Annotated in this window: 16 protein-coding genes and 1 other RNA gene; 7 read left to right on the top strand and 10 right to left on the bottom strand. The window is 41.0% G+C overall.

The window, feature by feature from the left end; all coding sequences use genetic code 11:
- Window positions 1-108 precede the first annotated feature (108 nt).
- The 4 genes from ligA to abc-f form a co-directional block, all read right to left on the bottom strand.
- Window positions 109-2,067 (bottom strand): NAD-dependent DNA ligase LigA, encoded by a 1,959-nt coding sequence (gene ligA, locus CYK18_RS02510; RefSeq protein WP_101784849.1) that lies wholly within the window; start codon window positions 2,065-2,067, stop codon window positions 109-111.
- A 92-nt stretch (window positions 2,068-2,159) separates the two neighbouring features.
- Complete coding sequence (locus tag CYK18_RS02505; protein WP_101784847.1) at window positions 2,160-3,338, bottom strand: MFS transporter; 1,179 nt, start codon at window positions 3,336-3,338, stop codon at window positions 2,160-2,162.
- A gap of 79 nt (window positions 3,339-3,417) precedes the next feature.
- A complete protein-coding gene (locus CYK18_RS02500; protein WP_101784845.1) occupies window positions 3,418-4,281 on the bottom strand; it encodes an Rgg family transcriptional regulator in 864 nt (287 codons plus the stop codon).
- A 2-nt stretch (window positions 4,282-4,283) separates the two neighbouring features.
- Entirely contained in the window at window positions 4,284-6,185 is a 1,902-nt protein-coding gene (abc-f, locus tag CYK18_RS02495; RefSeq protein WP_101784843.1) for a ribosomal protection-like ABC-F family protein, read from the bottom strand.
- Between the two features lie 153 nt (window positions 6,186-6,338).
- Here abc-f and CYK18_RS02490 point away from each other — a divergent pair, with 153 nt between their 5' ends.
- Window positions 6,339-8,057 carry a phospho-sugar mutase gene (locus tag CYK18_RS02490; protein ID WP_101784842.1) on the top strand — a complete coding sequence of 573 codons (1,719 nt, stop codon included), beginning with the start codon at window positions 6,339-6,341 and terminating at the stop codon, window positions 8,055-8,057.
- 111 nt (window positions 8,058-8,168) lie between these two features.
- On the top strand, window positions 8,169-8,516 hold the full coding sequence (locus CYK18_RS02485) for a DUF6568 family protein (protein ID WP_101784839.1): 348 nt from the start codon (window positions 8,169-8,171) through the stop codon (window positions 8,514-8,516).
- Window positions 8,517-8,706: 190 nt separating this feature from the next.
- On the opposite strand, the gene ssrA is transcribed toward CYK18_RS02485, so the two are convergent.
- The 4 genes from ssrA to CYK18_RS02465 form a co-directional block, all read right to left on the bottom strand.
- Window positions 8,707-9,054, bottom strand: a transfer-messenger RNA (tmRNA) gene (ssrA, locus tag CYK18_RS02480).
- A 61-nt stretch (window positions 9,055-9,115) separates the two neighbouring features.
- On the bottom strand, window positions 9,116-9,751 hold the full coding sequence (locus CYK18_RS02475; protein ID WP_101784837.1) for an SGNH/GDSL hydrolase family protein: 636 nt from the start codon (window positions 9,749-9,751) through the stop codon (window positions 9,116-9,118).
- A gap of 1 nt (window position 9,752) precedes the next feature.
- Window positions 9,753-10,580: an HAD family hydrolase gene (locus CYK18_RS02470; protein ID WP_101784835.1), complete on the bottom strand. Its 828-nt coding sequence runs from the start codon at window positions 10,578-10,580 to the stop codon at window positions 9,753-9,755.
- 21 nt (window positions 10,581-10,601) lie between these two features.
- Complete coding sequence (locus CYK18_RS02465) at window positions 10,602-11,921, bottom strand: CapA family protein (RefSeq protein ID WP_101785307.1); 1,320 nt, start codon at window positions 11,919-11,921, stop codon at window positions 10,602-10,604.
- A gap of 174 nt (window positions 11,922-12,095) precedes the next feature.
- On the opposite strand from CYK18_RS02465, the gene def reads away from it, so the two are divergent.
- The 3 genes from def to CYK18_RS10765 all read left to right on the top strand — a co-directional run bounded on the left by def (window position 12,096) and on the right by CYK18_RS10765 (window position 13,953).
- On the top strand, window positions 12,096-12,707 hold the full coding sequence (gene def / locus CYK18_RS02460) for a peptide deformylase (RefSeq protein ID WP_001272956.1): 612 nt from the start codon (window positions 12,096-12,098) through the stop codon (window positions 12,705-12,707).
- A gap of 44 nt (window positions 12,708-12,751) precedes the next feature.
- Window positions 12,752-13,480: a 23S rRNA (guanosine(2251)-2'-O)-methyltransferase RlmB gene (gene rlmB / locus CYK18_RS02455; RefSeq protein WP_101781890.1), complete on the top strand. Its 729-nt coding sequence runs from the start codon at window positions 12,752-12,754 to the stop codon at window positions 13,478-13,480.
- Window positions 13,481-13,812: 332 nt separating this feature from the next.
- Window positions 13,813-13,953, top strand: a complete 141-nt coding sequence (locus CYK18_RS10765; protein WP_180947999.1) for a hypothetical protein — start codon at window positions 13,813-13,815, stop codon at window positions 13,951-13,953.
- A 163-nt stretch (window positions 13,954-14,116) separates the two neighbouring features.
- Here the strand turns inward: CYK18_RS10765 and htpX are convergent, their stop codons facing one another.
- Window positions 14,117-15,016: a zinc metalloprotease HtpX gene (gene htpX / locus CYK18_RS02450; protein ID WP_033687100.1), complete on the bottom strand. Its 900-nt coding sequence runs from the start codon at window positions 15,014-15,016 to the stop codon at window positions 14,117-14,119.
- Between the two features lies 1 nt (window position 15,017).
- Window positions 15,018-15,578 (bottom strand): LemA family protein, encoded by a 561-nt coding sequence (locus CYK18_RS02445; RefSeq protein ID WP_000219834.1) that lies wholly within the window; start codon window positions 15,576-15,578, stop codon window positions 15,018-15,020.
- Between the two features lie 93 nt (window positions 15,579-15,671).
- Between CYK18_RS02445 and rsmG the strand changes: the two genes are divergently transcribed.
- Together rsmG and CYK18_RS02435 are read left to right on the top strand one after the other, a co-directional pair.
- Window positions 15,672-16,385, top strand: coding sequence for a 16S rRNA (guanine(527)-N(7))-methyltransferase RsmG (rsmG, locus tag CYK18_RS02440; protein ID WP_101781888.1), 714 nt, complete (start codon window positions 15,672-15,674; stop codon window positions 16,383-16,385).
- 203 nt (window positions 16,386-16,588) lie between these two features.
- Complete coding sequence (locus CYK18_RS02435; RefSeq protein WP_060628761.1) at window positions 16,589-17,872, top strand: uracil-xanthine permease family protein; 1,284 nt, start codon at window positions 16,589-16,591, stop codon at window positions 17,870-17,872.
- Window positions 17,873-17,985 lie beyond the last annotated feature (113 nt).

Below are 17,985 nucleotides of genomic sequence, written 5' to 3'. Positions count from 1 at the left end.
TATTTTTCCTTTTTTTTATTTGTTTCTGTTTTACTAATAAATTTTTGACTAATTTTGTCCCGATTAACAAACTAGTTATACTGTCTAAACTCTGGTTTTAAACTATCATTACAGACTTTCTAGCCAAGCTTCATCTCGAACCTCGATTCCAAGTTCTTGTGCTTTTTGCAGTTTACTTCCAGCGTCTGCACCTGCCACGACGAGGTCGGTCTTTTTAGAAACGCTGCCTGTTACCTTAGCACCCAGACTTTCAAGTTTACTTTTAGCTTCTGAGCGCTTGATCCGTTCCAATTTTCCAGTCAATACCACTGTCAAACCTGACAAGGCTGCGTCTGCTACTACAGCCTGACCTTTATAAGTCAAATTGACCCCAGCTTCTTTCAATTCTCTGAGGAGAATTTCAGAGCCGTCTGTCGCAAAATAAGTCTGAAGACTTTTGGCAATCACACCACCCAAACTTTCAATACTAGCCACTTCCTCTGGATCTGCCTGAGCCAGATTTTCAATCGAGTGGAAATGTTGGAGTAAGAGCTGACTGGCCTTGCTTCCGACATGGCGAATTCCCAAACCAAACAAGAGTTTTTCAGCAGAGTTTTCCTTAGATGCTTGAATAGCTTGATACAGTTTAGAAGCAGACTTTTCCTTAACACCCTCTAAAAGGAGGAAATCTTCTTCTTGTAATCGGTAAATATCCGCCACATCCTTAACCAAATTAGCAGCAAATAGTTTCTCAACAATAGATGGCCCAAGGCCTGTGATATTCATAGCATCTCGAGAGGCAAAGTGAATCAAACCTTCCATGATTTGAGCAGGGCAACGCGGATTGATACAACGAAGGGCCACTTCATCTTCAAAGTGCAACAAGTCAGAGTTACAACTTGGACAGTTTGTAGGGATATCTAGTTTTTCTTCAGAAACCCGTTTGGACTCTACTACACGTAAAACGGCAGGTATGATGTCCCCAGCCTTATAAACGATAACCGTGTCGTCTTTGCGGATATCTTTTTCAGCAATATAATCCACATTGTGCAGAGTCGCACGGCTAACAGTTGTACCAGCTAGTTGTACTGGTGTTAGATTTGCAGTCGGAGTTACAACACCCGTACGGCCAACTGTCCAATCAACTGATAAGAGTTGAGCTTCTTTTTCTTCAGCTGGGAACTTGTAGGCCACTGCCCACTTTGGAGCCTTAACGGTAAAGCCGAGTGCTTCTTGACCTGCTAGGTCGTTGACCTTGATTACAACTCCATCAATATCATAAGGCAGATTTTCCCGTTCCTGTCCTACTTCTTGAATAAAATCCCAGATTTCATCTATGTTTTCAGCCAAGATTCGCTTAGGATTGACTACAAAACCTAGTTGTTCAAGGTGCTTCAACACTTTTTCTTGACTATCTCGAGTTGAAGGGCTGGCTTCTTGATAGAGAAACGTTGCAAGATTACGCTTGGCAACTACTGCTGTATCCAGCTGACGCAGGGTTCCTGCTGCCGCATTACGAGGATTGGCAAATTCAGGCTCTCCATTTTCTTGGCGAGCTTGGTTGACCTGGTCAAAAGAAGCGCGTGGCATGTAACATTCCCCACGAACTGTGATATCTAGTTCTTCTGGCAAGATCAATGGAATGTCCTTAACACGCTTAAGATTTTCTGTGATATTTTCCCCAATAGAACCATCACCACGTGTTGCCCCAGCAACTAAAGTCCCCTTTTCATAAGTAAGAGAAATAGATAAGCCATCGATTTTCAGCTCACAAATATAGGTTGGATGAGCCACTTCCTTACGAACACGCGCGTCAAAAGCTTCAAGCTCCTCACGTGAAAAAGCATCCTGCAAACTATAAAGAGGATACTGATGACTGTATTTTTCAAAACCATCTAAAACCTTGCCACCAACACGATGGGTCGGACTGTCTGCTAATACTTGATCTGGATAGGCAGTTTCTAACTCAACCAACTCTCTGTAAAGGCGATCATACTCATTGTCTGAAACCGACGGATTATCGCTGGTATAGTACTCAGTCGCATAGCGATTGAGCAAGGCGACTAACTCATTCATTCTTTTATTCATAAGACCATTTTACCATAAACTAAGCCCTCCTCACAAACGAGAAGGGCGGAAAAAATACTTAGATTGGAATTATTTTTAAAACTCAAACAGACTCATGTCTCTTTTTCAAAATGAGTTCGAACATATCCGAGAGCTAAGAAAGATAAGGCTACAACTCCAAGTCCAATAATCAAGAAAGAATAAAGATGAACACTTGGAAGCCAGGTCATTAAACCTGTTGCAATAGGCATAAATAGTATAGCTAAGGTATAAATCGAACTGAGAACTCTTCCCAGATATTCACCTTCAACCTTGGTTTGTACTTGAGTAAAAAAGTGAATATTGAACATCGTCATAAAGAGTTCACAAACGAAATTACCTGAAAAAGTAAGATAGGAGGGGAGGGTAAATCCCATTATCATCACCCCAAGTCCAGTCAGAGCCAACAAAAACAGAAGCATTTCCATACTGGCTTTAATCTTACTAGCTAGCAGCGCCCCAACAATAGACCCAATAGCACCCATTGTTAAAATAGTAGCATAAGCACCTTGAACTCCATAGAGCTGATTTGAAAAGGGGAGGAGGTAATTAAAGGCTGCGAAGAAAAAATTGACACTTGAAGCCATGACTAACAAAAAGAAGATTTCCTTTTGCTTCACAATATAGTGAACCCCCTCCTTGATATCAGAAAAAATAACTTTGAATGTTAGTTTCTTCTCACCCATAGTCTTCTCTTCTTTCTTTGGAAGCAAGGCTACCAAGCCAAAAGCGAGAAAAAAACTAAGGGCATCTAATACCAGGGTAATGCGAAGACTTGCAAATTGTAAAACCAGAAAAGAGAGTACAGGGGAACTCACACTGACAACCTGCAAGACCAACTCCAAACGAGAATTGTAGAGGACCAGTTCATCCTTCTCTACCAATTCTGTGATAATGGCCTTATTTGCAGGTCTAGAAAAGGCAAAAGCAATAGCCTGAACAATGTTGGCAACAATCAAAGCCCCAATCATCCAGCTGTCATTCCTTATAAAAGAAATAGCCAGACAAAGAATCCCACAAACAAGATCCGTCGCCATTAAAATCCTACGACGAGAAAAACGGTCTGAAACGACTCCGCCAAAGGGATTTACGAGAATAGATGTGACGAGTTCAGAAATCTGATACATTCCTAAAACTGTCTGTCCGATAGTCCCCATGGAAGCCAACCAGACACTATTTCCATAATCATAGAGCATATTTCCTATCTTGTTAACAGCTCCGCGACTAATCAACTGTACTGCATAGCGATTCATATAAAAACTCCTTTCAAATTTTGAAACTATTGTATCAAAACTGAAAGGAGCTTTTTATTTTTTCCCTTATTTGGGAAAATTAATCTTTGACAAATTTTTCATAGTGTTCCTGATAGTAGGCTACTTGCTCTGGAAGACCTAGCACATCAAAAATATGCATGGCCTCTTGCATCTGCTTACAGCCTTCTTTACACTGTCCTTTTTGATATAAGGCAAAGCCTTTTAGGTAATGTAAAATATTCCGTTCATACAGACTAATATTTTTACCAATAATCTTCTCTGTATAAGTCTCAAAATAGCTTGCATTGTCAAAAGAAAGATGCTCTAAACAGTGCTGGTAACAATTGAGGGCCAAAATCAACACTAATCTCTTATGGCGACCAATCTCTTGATAAAATTCCTCCCTCTCCATGACTTCTCTACCAATCCGAGTGACATAGTCTACATCGTAGAAACTATAGAGGTTACCGAAAAGAATCAACTCATACATGGTCCATTCTTCTGTTTTGAAGAGATAATCTGCTACCTTATCTAAATCATCCTGCTCCATATGATAACTCGAATCTCTTTGACAAATCAGACCTTGCAACAAAATCCAGTTCAGCTCAAAATAGAGTGGATTTGTCGAACTCTTAGCCTTTTCAAGTTGTTCACTTTGAAGCTTTTGAAAACCTGCAATATCATTTGAGTAGTAAAGGGGTACAATTTGTCCCATCATGGCAACATGTTCATGATTATGGAAATCCCTAGCCTTATCCATGAAATTTTCGATTGTTACATGAATGTTATCCAAAATCTCAAAGAAACGTGAGACTGCTAGGTCAGACTCCCCAAGCTCAAAGCGAGATAACTGAGAAGTTGAACAGGACTCCCCTGCCGCCTCCTTTAAAGAATAATTTCCACTTGTCCGAAATTCACGAAATACCTTTCCAAGATGTTCCATCTTTACACCTGCTCTGATAATTCTTCCCACTCAAGCATAGCTTCTTCCTGACGATGACTGATTTTGTCCAGCTCAGCCTGTAATTCCATCAGTTTGTCGGCATCGTTTGTTTCCAACATTTGTTCAGAAATATCTTGGCTTTGACTTTCTAACTCTTCGATTTCAGCTTCTAGATTTTCGATTTGTCGCATGAGCTTACGAACTTCTTTTTGACTTTCTTTCTGAGCTTGATAATCATTGACTGGGCTTGCTTCTTTTACTTGATTGCTAGTTGAAGCTTCCTCCATCTGATTAATTTCCATTTCAGCCTTTTTATCAACATAGTAGTCGTAATCTCCCAGGTAAAGAGTCGAGCCATTCTCTGACAATTCCAGTACATGAGTTGCCACACGATTGATAAAGTAACGGTCGTGGCTGACGAATAGAAGAGTTCCATCAAAGTCAATCAAGGCATTTTCTAGCACTTCCTTGCTATCAATATCCAAGTGGTTGGTCGGCTCATCCAGAATCAAGAAGTTATTGTTTTCCATAGACAATTTAGCCAAAAGCAAACGAGCTTTCTCGCCACCTGACAGCATGCCGACTGATTTTTTAACATCATCACCAGAGAAAAGGAAGGCACCTAGACGGTTACGGATTTCAACTTCTGGTGTCAGTTTAAAATCATTCCAGAGCTCATCTAATACAGTATTACTTGGTGTCAGCTTACTTTGGGTTTGGTCATAGTAACCCACCTCAACATTGGCACCAAAGCGCTTTTCACCTTTGATAAAAGGAATCTGGTCCACAATAGACTTGATAAAGGTTGACTTACCGATTCCATTTGGACCAACGATGGCAACAGCATTCATTTTACGGAGGTCTAGGTTGATAGGCTCTGACAATATTTCCCCATCATAGCCAATAGCCGCATTTTCAACAGTCAAGACAATATTGCCCGACGTTTTCTCAGACTGGAAGGTCATGTTGGCTGATTTCTTGCCAGCTTCAGGTTTGTCCAAACGCTCCATTTTTTCCAGTTGTTTGCGTCGAGATTGCGCACGTTTGGTCGTTGAGGCTCGGACTAGATTACGATTAACAAAATCTTCCAGAGCAGCAATTTCCTTCTGTTGCTTTTCATAATTTTTGGCTTCAGTTAGAAGTTTTTGCTCCTTCAATTCGACAAAACGAGAGTAGTTGCCCACATAGCGATCCAAGGAATGCTTGGTCAAATCCAGCGTAATTGTTGCAACCTTATCCAAGAAATAACGGTCGTGGCTTACAATAATGAGGGCACCGCTATAGTTTACCAAGTAATTCTCTAGCCAGGCAATAGTTTCGATATCCAAGTGGTTGGTTGGCTCGTCCAAGACCAAGAGATTTGGCTTTTCAAGAAGCATTTTGGCCAGAGCCAGACGAGTATTTTGACCACCCGAAAGCTCGGCAATTTTCATCTGCCACATAGATTCGTCAAACTTGAATCCATTTAAAATCGCTCGTATATCAGCTTCATAGGTAAAGCCACCTGCTTGGCGAAAATTCTCTGATAAGCGATCGTAATCTGACATCAGTTTCTCTAAATCTTCACCAGACTTTTCACCCATCTCCAGCTCCATCTGACGAAGTTGTTTCTCCATCCGACGTAAGTCATCAAATACATGAAGCATCTCATCGTAGATGGTATTTTCAGATTCAAAACGGCTATCTTGGGCTAGGTAAGACAGAGAAATATCTTTTTTCTTATTGATTTCTCCGCTAGTTGGCTCCTCTTCTCCAACCAAAATCTTCAAAAGAGTAGACTTACCTGCTCCATTTTTCCCAACAAGGGCAATCCTATCACGTTCATCAACCTGCAGGTTGATATTATCAAAAAGAACCTCTCCTGCAAATGAACGTTCAATTTTATTAGCTTGTAAAATAATCATACAAGTAGTATAGCATGTTTCCCTAAGGCATTCAAGACTTGATAAACAGGCATATGTCACTACTTTTCTGAAAATTATGCTACCGTTTTACTAAAACGCTAAAAAGTGCTATAATGTGAACGGTTAAAACAATTTACAAAAAGGAGAATTTTAATGTCTTACCAAGAAAATTACCAGAAATGGGTTGATTTTGCGGAGCTTCCTGACTACCTTCGTCAAGATTTGGAAAATATGGACGAAAAAACAAAGGAAGATGCCTTCTATACAAATCTTGAATTTGGTACTGCAGGGATGCGTGGCTTGATTGGTGCTGGTACAAACCGCATCAACATCTACGTTGTTCGCCAAGCTACTGAAGGTTTGGCTCGTTTGATTGAGTCAAAAGGTGGAAACGAAAAAGAACGTGGTGTCGCAATCGCCTACGATAGCCGTCACTTCTCACCTGAGTTTGCCTTTGAATCTGCGGCAGTTCTTGCTAAACACGGCATCAAATCTTATGTATTTGAAAGCCTTCGTCCAACTCCAGAGCTATCATTTGCAGTTCGTCACCTCAACTGTTTCGCAGGTATCATGGTCACAGCCAGCCACAACCCTGCACCATTTAACGGTTACAAGGTTTACGGTGAAGACGGTGGACAAATGCCTCCACACGACGCGGACGCTTTGACTACTTATATCCGTGCAATCGAAAACCCATTTGCAGTTGAAGTTGCTGATGTGGAAGCTGAAAAAGCTTCTGGCTTGATTGAAGTTATCGGCGAAGCTGTTGACGTAGAATACCTTAAAGAGGTTAAGGACGTAAACATCAACCCAGCCTTGATTGAAGAATTCGGTAAAGACATGAAGATTGTCTACACACCACTTCATGGTACTGGTGAAATGTTGGCTCGTCGTGCTCTTGCCCAAGCAGGATTTGACTCTGTTCAAGTCGTTGAAGCGCAAGCAACTGCTGACCCAGACTTCTCAACTGTAAAATCGCCAAACCCAGAAAGCCAAGCAGCCTTTGCACTTGCTGAAGAACTTGGTCGTCAAGTTGGTGCAGACGTTCTTGTCGCAACTGACCCTGATGCTGACCGTGTTGGTGTTGAAGTTCTTCAAAAAGATGGTAGCTACCTCAACCTTTCAGGTAACCAAATCGGTGCCATCATGGCTAAATACATCTTGGAAGCCCACAAAAACGCTGGAACTCTTCCTGAAAATGCAGCCCTCTGCAAATCTATCGTATCAACTGACTTGGTAACGAAGATTGCTGAAAGCTACGGCGCAACTATGTTCAACGTTTTGACAGGTTTCAAATTTATCGCTGAGAAAATCCAAGAATTCGAAGAAAAACACAATCACACTTACATGATGGGATTTGAAGAAAGCTTCGGTTACTTGATTAAACCATTCGTACGTGATAAAGATGCTATCCAAGCCGTTCTAGTCGTTGCTGAACTTGCTGCCTACTACCGTTCACGTGGTTTGACACTTGCTGACGGTATCGAAGAAATCTACAAAGAGTACGGTTACTACGCAGAAAAAACAATCTCTGTTACTCTTTCAGGTGTGGATGGTGCAGAACAAATCAAAGCGATTATGGCTAAATTCCGTAACAATGCTCCAAAAGAATGGAACGCAACAGCTATCACTGTCGTAGAAGACTTCAAGGCGCAAACTGCTACTGCTGCTGACGGAACTGTTACAAACTTAACAACTCCTCCAAGTGATGTGTTGAAATACACACTTGCTGACGGTTCATGGATTGCTGCTCGCCCTTCAGGTACAGAACCAAAAATCAAATTCTACATTGCAGTTGTAGGTGAAACCAACGAAGAATCACAAGCTAAGATTGCTAATATCGAAGCAGAAATCAATGCTTTTGTAAAATAAAATCCTATAAAAGATGAGACCAAACAATCTCATCTTTTTTTCGTATCAAATCTAAGCAATTTTAGAAACTTTATGGCATACTAGACTTATCAATGAAAGCGAGGTAATCTCATGGAACAATTTTTAGATAATATCAAAGACCTTGAAGTAACTACAGTTGCGCGTGCGCAAGAAGCTCTTGATAAAAAAGAAACTGCAACCTTCTTTATCGGTCGCAAAACTTGCCCTTACTGCCGTAAATTTGCAGGTACTTTGGCAGGTGTCATAGCTGAAACCAAAGCTCACATCTACTTCATCAATAGTGAAGAACCAAGCCAACTCAATGAGTTGCAAGCATTCCGCTCACGCTACGGAATCCCAACTGTACCAGGCTTTGTTCACATTGCGGATGGACAAATCAATGTCCGTTGCGACTCTTCAATGTCAGCACAAGAAATCAAAGAATTTGCAGGATTGTAAAAAACCAGCTAACAAGTTTTAAAATCACAAAAACGCATAATGGAGCCGAAGAACGCTTTGTGAAGTACATAGATTTTTAGGATACGACAAAAATGTTGTATCCTTTTTTCGCAAAGGAATACCAAAGACAAAAATAAAAAACGTTGATTTAACAACGTTTTACCAAGGAATGCAAAAGAATGCAAAGGAATAATGGAGCCGGTGGGAGTCGAACCCACGTCCAAACACCTGCCAACATATTTGTCTACAACCATAGGTTATGTATTAGTTTAACAGTCCCTCGACACATAACTCAAGCCTAGAAACTGCGAGTCTATCAATCTCTTATCAAGCCACTAGACAAGACTCAATCGTATCTCGCTAATAATAAGACCTGTCATTGAACACGAGCAATCCAAATCGGGTCACGCCTGCTGGTTTTTAGGCAGCTAGAGCGTAAGAAGTGTTATTTTTTGCAGTTATATTTAACTGAGCGTTTACGTCGCCACACGAGTCGCAAAATATGCCTCATAATGCCTGTCGAATCCGTAACGACCCCAAAAGACAACAAAACCATTATACCTTATCTAACTCAAAAATGCAAAAAGGAAAGCAATTAACTACAAAAGATAGTCTTTCAAAGATTTTGTCAAAATCTGATAACCAGCAACACTGAGATGCAGTCCATCAGTTGTATATTCTTTTTTGAGTTGACCTACTTGGTCTGTCAAACTATCAAAAACTGGCACAAATTCTACCTGCATATAGGCTGAAGCAAGCTCTCGATAGGATTGATTCCATTTCTGGATTTTTTCATTCGTGCGGATATAGACTGTCTGCTTGTACTCCTCTCCCTCATTGACTGGCAAAATGGAAAGCAATTTAATCTCAGTCAATGGATAATCGCGAGTAATGGATTGTATGATAGCTTCGAGATTATTGAGAGCCTCATTCACAGGCACATCTTTTCCGATATCATTTGTCCCAATTAAAAGGACAATTTTATCTACCGCCCCACCGTACAGATGCGCATCCAGATTCTCTAATAACAGCCCTGTCTGATAACCTCGAATGCCTCGATTGACAATCGTCTTTGCAGTTCCAAATAGTTCCTGCAGAGGATAATATTCGACAATGGAATCCCCAATAAAAAGAATGTCTGGCTCTACAACAGAAACCTGATTTAAGTGACGATACTTGGTTTGGATTTTTTCTTGTTCCTTTAGTAACCAATTTTCTAATAACTGTACTGCCACTTCATTCTCCTTTTTCTAACCAATTTTCCAAGACTTGGTAAACTCCTCCTTGGCTGTTAGCTGGTGCTAGAGCAGTCGCCACAGCTTTGGCTTTCTCATCAGCATTTTCCATCGCATAGGCAATTCCAGCCATTTCAAGCATTTCAACATCATTTTCACTGTCACCAAAAGCCATGATTTGTTGGGGGTTCAAGTCCCAACGCTTGAGTAATTCTTCCAAGCCCCATGCTTTATGAATCCCAGCTTGGAGGATATCAATGCAACCATAGCCACTGGATACAGCCCGAATACGGCCATCAAAGAGGTCATTGATTTCTTCCAAGACCGAACTCAAACGTTCCTCACCAACAACCATACTCATCTTGAGCACACCACCAAAGAGGTCAGAGGTTAATTCGTCCACAAAATGCATCCGTTGGTAGAATTTTTCAATCATTTCTGGAGTCATAAAACTTTCAAGGTCTGTAAAAATCGTACCTTCTTTGACGAAACCACCCTTCATAGCCGTCACAACAAACTGGTCCTGACACGCTCGACCCTTGAAATGAGCCAAAGCCTTATCGACAATGGCATCATCCCAAGTCTGAGCCTGAATCAGTTCATTATTTTCAAAAATACGAGCACCGTTAGCAACAACCAGAACCACTCGATCCACCAAGTGCCCCAGTAGTTGCCTCATGCGGTGAATTTCATTGCCCGTCGCGATGACAAAACGAACGCCCCTTTGATCCAACTGATCTAAAATCTTTTCCAAGCGTGGAAGATCAAGCTGGCCTCTAGCATCCAGCAAGGTCCCATCCATATCTGTCGCAATCACTTTAATCGTCATTTACTTTCCTCTGAATTCAAGCTAATCCCACTTCAACCCTACATGTTCATTCATTTCTTTGTAGGCTGTATCAATTCGTTCCTTAGTCGCTTCATCCAATTGATCACGATGACTGCCACCCTCTATGAAATCTTCCAAGATATAGGTTTGATAATGATATAAAGGATAGCCTTCTGGTGAAAAGGTTCCCTTTGGTGTTCGATTGACCCAAGTAGGATGGGCTTTAGCTGTTCCGATAGTTGTTTTTCCATCTTTCTTTCTAATGGTCACGTCCATGAGAACGCCCCGTTCAGTCCACTTAGCATTTTCTTCATCTCCCATAGATTCAATCCGTTGATTGGAAATGAAGTTCCCCATTGAATAGATAATGAGTTTCTTTTCTCCATCTTTTTCAACCGTTTCAGATGGTTCCACAACGTGAGGATGCCCTCCAAAGATGATATCCGCCCCCCAATCAATCATCTTGTGATAAAGAGCTTTTTGTTCTTCAGTTGGTTCCAATCGATACTCAACACCCATCTGAGGCATGATAATGGTGATATCTGCTTCCTTCTCTGCCCGTTCAATTTCAGCCTTCATCTTATCTTCGTTTAAATCTGAAAGATAACGATTATAGTCTTCCTGAGAAATATACTGCTCAATGCCATTGAATCCATAGGAATAGGCTAACAGTGCAACCTTGATACCATTCACTTCCTTAATGACCAGCGGAGCCTGATCACGTGGCTCGTGCGTATAAACTCCGATTGGAGTGATTCCAGCTTTCTCAATAATATCGGCTGTTGAAATAACTCCCTCAATTTGCGAATCCAAAATATGATTATGAGCTAAATCCAGCACATGATAACCTGCATCCTTAATGGCATCCATAACTTCAGCAGGAGCATTAAAGAGAGGATAACCTGCTAAATAATGATCCTTATTAATGGTTCCTTCAAAGTCACCAATAGCTAAGTCTGCTTGCTTAAGCCAAGGAGTCACATACTCAAAATTCTCATGAAAGTCATAGGTACCGTCTTCTTTTTTAGCTGAAAAGAAAAGTCCATCGTGGTAGAGCAAATCTCCGTTAGCCATAATTCTGGCAGTTTTTTCCTCTTCCTGCTCCTGAGACTTTTGCTTAGTTCCTTCTTGAGAAATAGTATCTCGTTTTTGACTGGTCAGAGGCATGCCTTGGAAGCTTTCAAACAACAAGACCAATCCCATTGATAAAGCAACTGCTAGCAAGAGTACCGCCACAAATCCTTTATTGCTCCACCTGTGATAACTCCTAAAAAAGTTTACCAAGCCCTTCATAAAACGAAAAGCTAAACCACCCTGATTTCTATCTTGTCTTCTTTGCATCTTCATTCTCCCTACTTTCTTATGCAAGCCTTTTCTTTTTATTATAACACAGATAAGTAATTCTTTCACAATTGAATTGAACCTACTAGGCATTTTCTATAAAAGCTCGATGCCGTAATGCTTTCAATCCTTGTCATTTTGTGATATCATGTAGAAGTAATGAAAGGAGAGAAAATGTCTGCTATAGAACGTATTACAAAAGCTGCTCACTTAATTGATATGAACGATATTATCCGCGAGGGGAATCCGACTCTTCGCGCAGTTGCTGAGGAAGTCACTTTTCCCTTGTCTGACCAAGAAATCATCCTTGGCGAAAAGATGATGCAATTCCTCAAACATTCCCAAGATCCTGTCATGGCTGAAAAGATGGGGCTACGTGGTGGGGTTGGACTTGCTGCTCCTCAATTAGATATCTCAAAACGCATTATCGCTGTTTTGGTGCCTAATATTGTTGAAGAAGGTGAAACTCCACAGGAAGCCTACGACTTGCAAGCTATTATGTACAATCCAAAAATCGTCTCTCACTCTGTTCAAGATGCTGCTCTTGGTGAAGGAGAAGGTTGTCTGTCTGTTGACCGCAACGTACCTGGCTATGTTGTTCGCCATGCCCGCGTTACTGTTGACTACTTTGACAAGGATGGAGAAAAACACCGTATCAAACTCAAAGGCTACAACTCCATCGTTGTTCAGCATGAAATTGACCACATTAACGGTATCATGTTTTACGATCGTATCAATGAAAAAGACCCATTTGCAGTTAAAGATGGTTTACTAATTCTAGAATAAAGAAAATCCCGTTGCAAGACGGGATTTTGTGTTATAATAGAGGCATGAAAACAAATGATATTGTCTATGGCGTCCATGCCGTTACCGAAGCCCTCCTTGCAAACACAGGAAACAAACTCTACCTCCAAGAAGATCTCCGAGGTAAGAATGTTGAGAAAGTCAAAGAACTGGCTACAGAAAAGAAGGTGTCCATTTCTTGGACTTCAAAAAAATCCCTCTCTGAGATGACTGAAGGTGCTGTTCACCAAGGTTTTGTTCTACGAGTGTCCGAATTTGCCTATAGCGAGCTAGATCACATTCTTTCCAAAACGCGTCAAGAAGAAAATCCTTTGCTATTGATTCTGGACGGGTTAACTGATCCTCACAACTTAGGCTCCATCTTAAGAACCGCTGATGCGACCAATGTTTCAGGAGTCATCATTCCCAAGCACCGTGCTGTCGGAGTTACTCCTGTCGTTGCCAAAACGGCCACAGGTGCTATTGAACACGTTCCCATTGCCCGAGTGACCAACCTAAGCCAAACTCTAGACAAACTCAAGGATGAAGGCTTCTGGACCTTTGGAACAGATATGAATGGGACTCCTTGCCACAAGTGGAATACAAAAGGGAAAATCGCCCTCATCATCGGAAATGAAGGAAAAGGTATCTCTAGTAACATCAAAAAACAGGTCGATGAGATGATTACCATTCCTATGAATGGACATGTTCAAAGCCTTAATGCCAGTGTTGCTGCAGCCATTCTCATGTACGAAGTTTTCCGAAATAGACTATAAAAGAGGCTGGACAAAAACCAACTTCTAATTAAAAGCACACAATGATTTCAGCTTTGCTCACAAACAAGCTGAAATCATTGTGTACTTTTTAAATAGCTGATTTGTAGATTGAATTCTTGGACAATTTTGTAAACTCCATGCTGATTAAGATGAATCCTAGCTCTACTACGCTGGCCTACTTGTCTCTAACACACACTCTGAGTTCACCAAAAATATTCTCTAATCTGCTAAAATTGCAATCAATTGCTTCCTCCATTTGACATAGATGCTAGATTCTTCTTCGATATATCATGTGTTCTGAACGAAGTTTCCTAAAGAAATTCTAATACTCAATGAAAATCAAAGAGCAAACTAGGAAGCTAGCCGCACAGGCTGGACTTAAGTACGGCAAGGCGAAGCTGATGCGGTTTGAAGAGATTTTCGAAGAATATAAGTTGTATCGTAACAAATTGATTTTTGAGTTGATTATATAAGAAAATGAGCATCTCCAACTACGAGAATGCTCATTTTTAGGATTGTATAGTCACATTTTTATACTCAATGAAAATCAAAGAGCAAACTAGGAAACTAGCTGCAGGCTGTACTTGAGTACGACAAGGCGACGTTGACACGGTTTGAAGAGATTTTCGAAGAGTATTACATATGTTTTAAACGCTCAATCCGCTCTGAGATAGGTGGGTGGGTATAAAATAGTTTTTGGAACCCTCCCCCTTTCTTGGGATCATTGATATAAAGTGCACTGCTGGCATCATCAACAGGACGACTCATGGGTTTACTATTGTCTAACTTACGTAGAGCATTGATCATTCCTTGCGGATTGCGCGTCAACTCAACACTGGAAGCATCAGCTAGGAATTCCCTCTGACGAGAAATAGCTAGTTGCACTAAGGTTGCAGCGAGAGGTGCCAGAACAATAGCTAGTAGGGAAACCACGAGCATAATGATTTCTAAGCCATTTCCATCTCGGTCATCGTCACTTCGTCTGCGACCTGCACCACCCCACCACATCATACGACCTGCCATACTAGAAAGCATGGTGATAGCACTAGCAAGGGCAACAGCAATAGTCGAAATACGGATATCGTAATTACGAATATGACTGACTTCATGTCCCATAACAGCTTCTAGCTCCTCACGATTCATGATAGCTAGGAGACCTGACGTCGCAGCAACCGCCGCATTTTGCGGGTTAGAACCTGTCGCAAAGGCATTTAAGGCTGGATCATCAATGATGAAAACTCGTGGCATGGGAATCTGAGCCACCATAGCCATATCTTCCACTACATGGTAAAGGTCTGGTGCCGTTTGCTCATCAACCTCACGCGCTCCATTCATGGACATGACAATCTCTGTCGATTGAAAAATCATGGACAAGGCATAGATAAAACCGATAATCAGTGCGATAACCAAGCCACCAAGCCCAGATCGCATAAAGAGGTAACCAACCGCATAGCCAACAAGAGCTAAGAGTAGGAAAAATACCAGCAACAAAATCCAGGTTTTTCGTTTATTGCTTGCAATTTGATCAAACAACATCTTAGTCACCTAAACCGCTAAAATCAACTTTAGGAACTACCTTTTCCTCTTCTGGTGTTTGAAGGAAATCTGCTGCTTTAAATCCAAACATTCCAGCGATAATATTGCTTGGGAAAGTTTCTAATTTTACATTGTAGTTGCTGACAACACTGTTATAAAGTTGACGAGAGTAAGAAATTTTATTTTCTGTGTTTGTCAATTCCTCTTGCAATTTAACAAAGTTGGCACTAGCTTTCAAATCTGGATAGCTTTCTGCAACTGCAAAAATACCTGAAACCTGACGAGTGAGGGCATCACTAGCTTTCATAGCTTCTGCCGGTGAAGTCGCTGCCGCCACTTGGTTACGTAGTTCTGCCACCTTTTCAAGGGTAGAACCTTCGTATTTAGCATAACCTTTTACAGTCTCAATCAAGTTTGGCAAGAGATCATTTCGACGTTTCAACTGAACATCAATCTGACTCCAAGCCTCCTTTGTTTGCATACGATTCTTAACCAAACCGTTATAGCTAACAATCACAAAAATAACAATAAGAGCCAAAACTCCAAGAATAATCCAAGTCATTATATAAGTCCTTTCTGCTTTTAGATTAATACCAGTATATCAAATTTTTAATGATTGTGGTAAAATAAGATAATACTAAAGAAGGAAATAACTATGAAACCAGAAACATTTTACAACCTGCTTGCCGAGCAGAATCTTCCACTGTCGGACCAGCAAAAAAAACAATTTGAACGTTATTTTGAACTCTTGGTCGAGTGGAATGAAAAGATTAATTTGACGGCTATTACAGATAAAGAAGAAGTTTATCTCAAACATTTTTATGATTCGATTGCACCTATTCTGCAAGGCTTGATTCCCAATGAAACTATCAAACTGCTTGATATCGGGGCTGGGGCAGGATTTCCTAGTCTACCAATGAAAATTCTCTATCCTCAGCTAGATGTGACTATCATTGATTCTCTCAACAAGCGCATCAACTTCCTCCAACTGTTGGCTCAAGAACTGGATTTGGACGGTGTTCACTTCTACCATGGACGTGCCGAAGATTTTGCCCAAGACAAGAAATTCCGTGCTCACTATGATTTTGTAACGGCTCGTGCTGTAGCCCGTATGCAAGTCTTGTCTGAATTGACAATTCCTTACCTGCAAGTTGGCGGAAAACTATTGGCACTCAAGGCTAGCAATGCGCCTGAGGAATTATTAGAAGCTAAGAATGCCCTCAACCTCCTTTTTAGTAAGGTCGAAGACAATCTCAGCTACGCTCTACCTAATGGAGATCCGCGCTACATCACAGTGGTAGAAAAGAAAAAAGAAACACCAAATAAATATCCACGTAAGGCTGGTATGCCCAATAAACGCCCACTTTAAATTTTTTAGTAAAAAATATTTACAAAGTTCGTAATTTCTGCTATACTATCACAAGCAAAGGTTTTTAATGTCATCCCGTGAGGTGACGAAGACACAGAAATATTTGAAACTCTTTAAAGTCTAGATTTTAAAGAAGTCTTACTCTGAGGGCCTATTGCTGTAAAATAATGGGCTCTTTTTTGATGCCCAAAAGTGAGGTTTATATGAAACAAGAATCAACTGTTGATTTGTTACTAGACGTTGACCAACGTCCTTCAGCTGGAAAAGGAATTCTCCTTAGTTTCCAACACGTTTTCGCTATGTTTGGTGCGACCATCTTGGTACCATTGATTTTGGGAATGCCTGTATCTGTTGCCCTTTTTGCTTCGGGTGTCGGGACACTCATCTACATGATTTCAACTGGTTTTAAAGTTCCCGTTTATCTAGGTTCTTCATTTGCCTTTATCACAGCAATGTCACTTGCTATGAAAGAAATGGGTGGTGATGTATCTGCTGCTCAAACAGGGGTTATCTTGACTGGTTTGGTCTATGTCCTTGTGGCTGCTGGTGTTCGTTTTGCAGGTACAAAATGGATCGATAAACTCTTACCACCAATCATTATTGGTCCTATGATTATCGTTATCGGTCTCGGACTTGCAGGTTCAGCTGTTACCAACGCTGGTCTTGTAGCTGATGGAAACTGGAAAAATGCTCTTGTAGCAGTTGTTACTTTCTTGATTGCTGCCTTTATCAATACAAAAGGAAAAGGCTTCCTGCGAATCATTCCATTCCTCTTTGCCATTATCGGTGGTTACCTATTTGCACTAACCCTTGGCTTGGTTGACTTTACACCAGTTCTAAAAGCTAACTGGTTTGAAATTCCTGGTTTCTACTTGCCATTTAGTACAGGTGGTGCCTTTAAAGAATACAATCTTTACTTTGGTCCAGAAACTATCGCTATCTTGCCAATCGCTATCGTAACAATTTCTGAACATATCGGAGACCATACTGTTTTGGGTCAAATCTGTGGCCGTCAATTCTTAAAAGAACCAGGTCTTCACCGTACTCTTCTTGGTGACGGTATCGCAACTTCAGTTTCTGCCTTCCTTGGTGGACCAGCCAATACAACTTACGGAGAAAATACAGGGGTTATCGGTATGACTCGTATCGCTTCTGTCTCAGTTATTCGTAACGCTGCCTTTATCGCGATTGCCCTTAGCTTCCTTGGTAAATTCACTGCCTTGATTTCAACCATTCCAAATGCTGTACTTGGTGGTATGTCAATCCTTCTCTATGGAGTTATCGCCAGCAACGGTTTGAAAGTCTTGATTAAAGAACGTGTTGATTTTGCTCAAATGCGTAACCTCATCATCGCAAGTGCTATGTTGGTCCTTGGACTTGGAGGAGCTATCCTTAAACTCGGTCCAGTTACCCTTTCAGGTACTGCCCTATCAGCCATGACAGGAATCATCTTGAACTTGATCTTACCATACGAAAATAAAGATTAAGATACTTGACACAGAAAGAGAATGAACAAAACGAGCTTCTCTTTACTAACCCCCAAAAGTTGCACAAATAATTATTGAAAGGATTTAGTTCTGTACTTCACAGGACTAAGTCC

Origin of the sequence: Streptococcus mitis, from assembly GCF_002860865.1 — a bacterium.
GTDB lineage: Bacteria > Bacillota > Bacilli > Lactobacillales > Streptococcaceae > Streptococcus > Streptococcus mitis_AT.
Note: the sequence above shows the minus strand (reverse complement) of the source record. Positions and strands in the feature narration are given on the sequence as shown.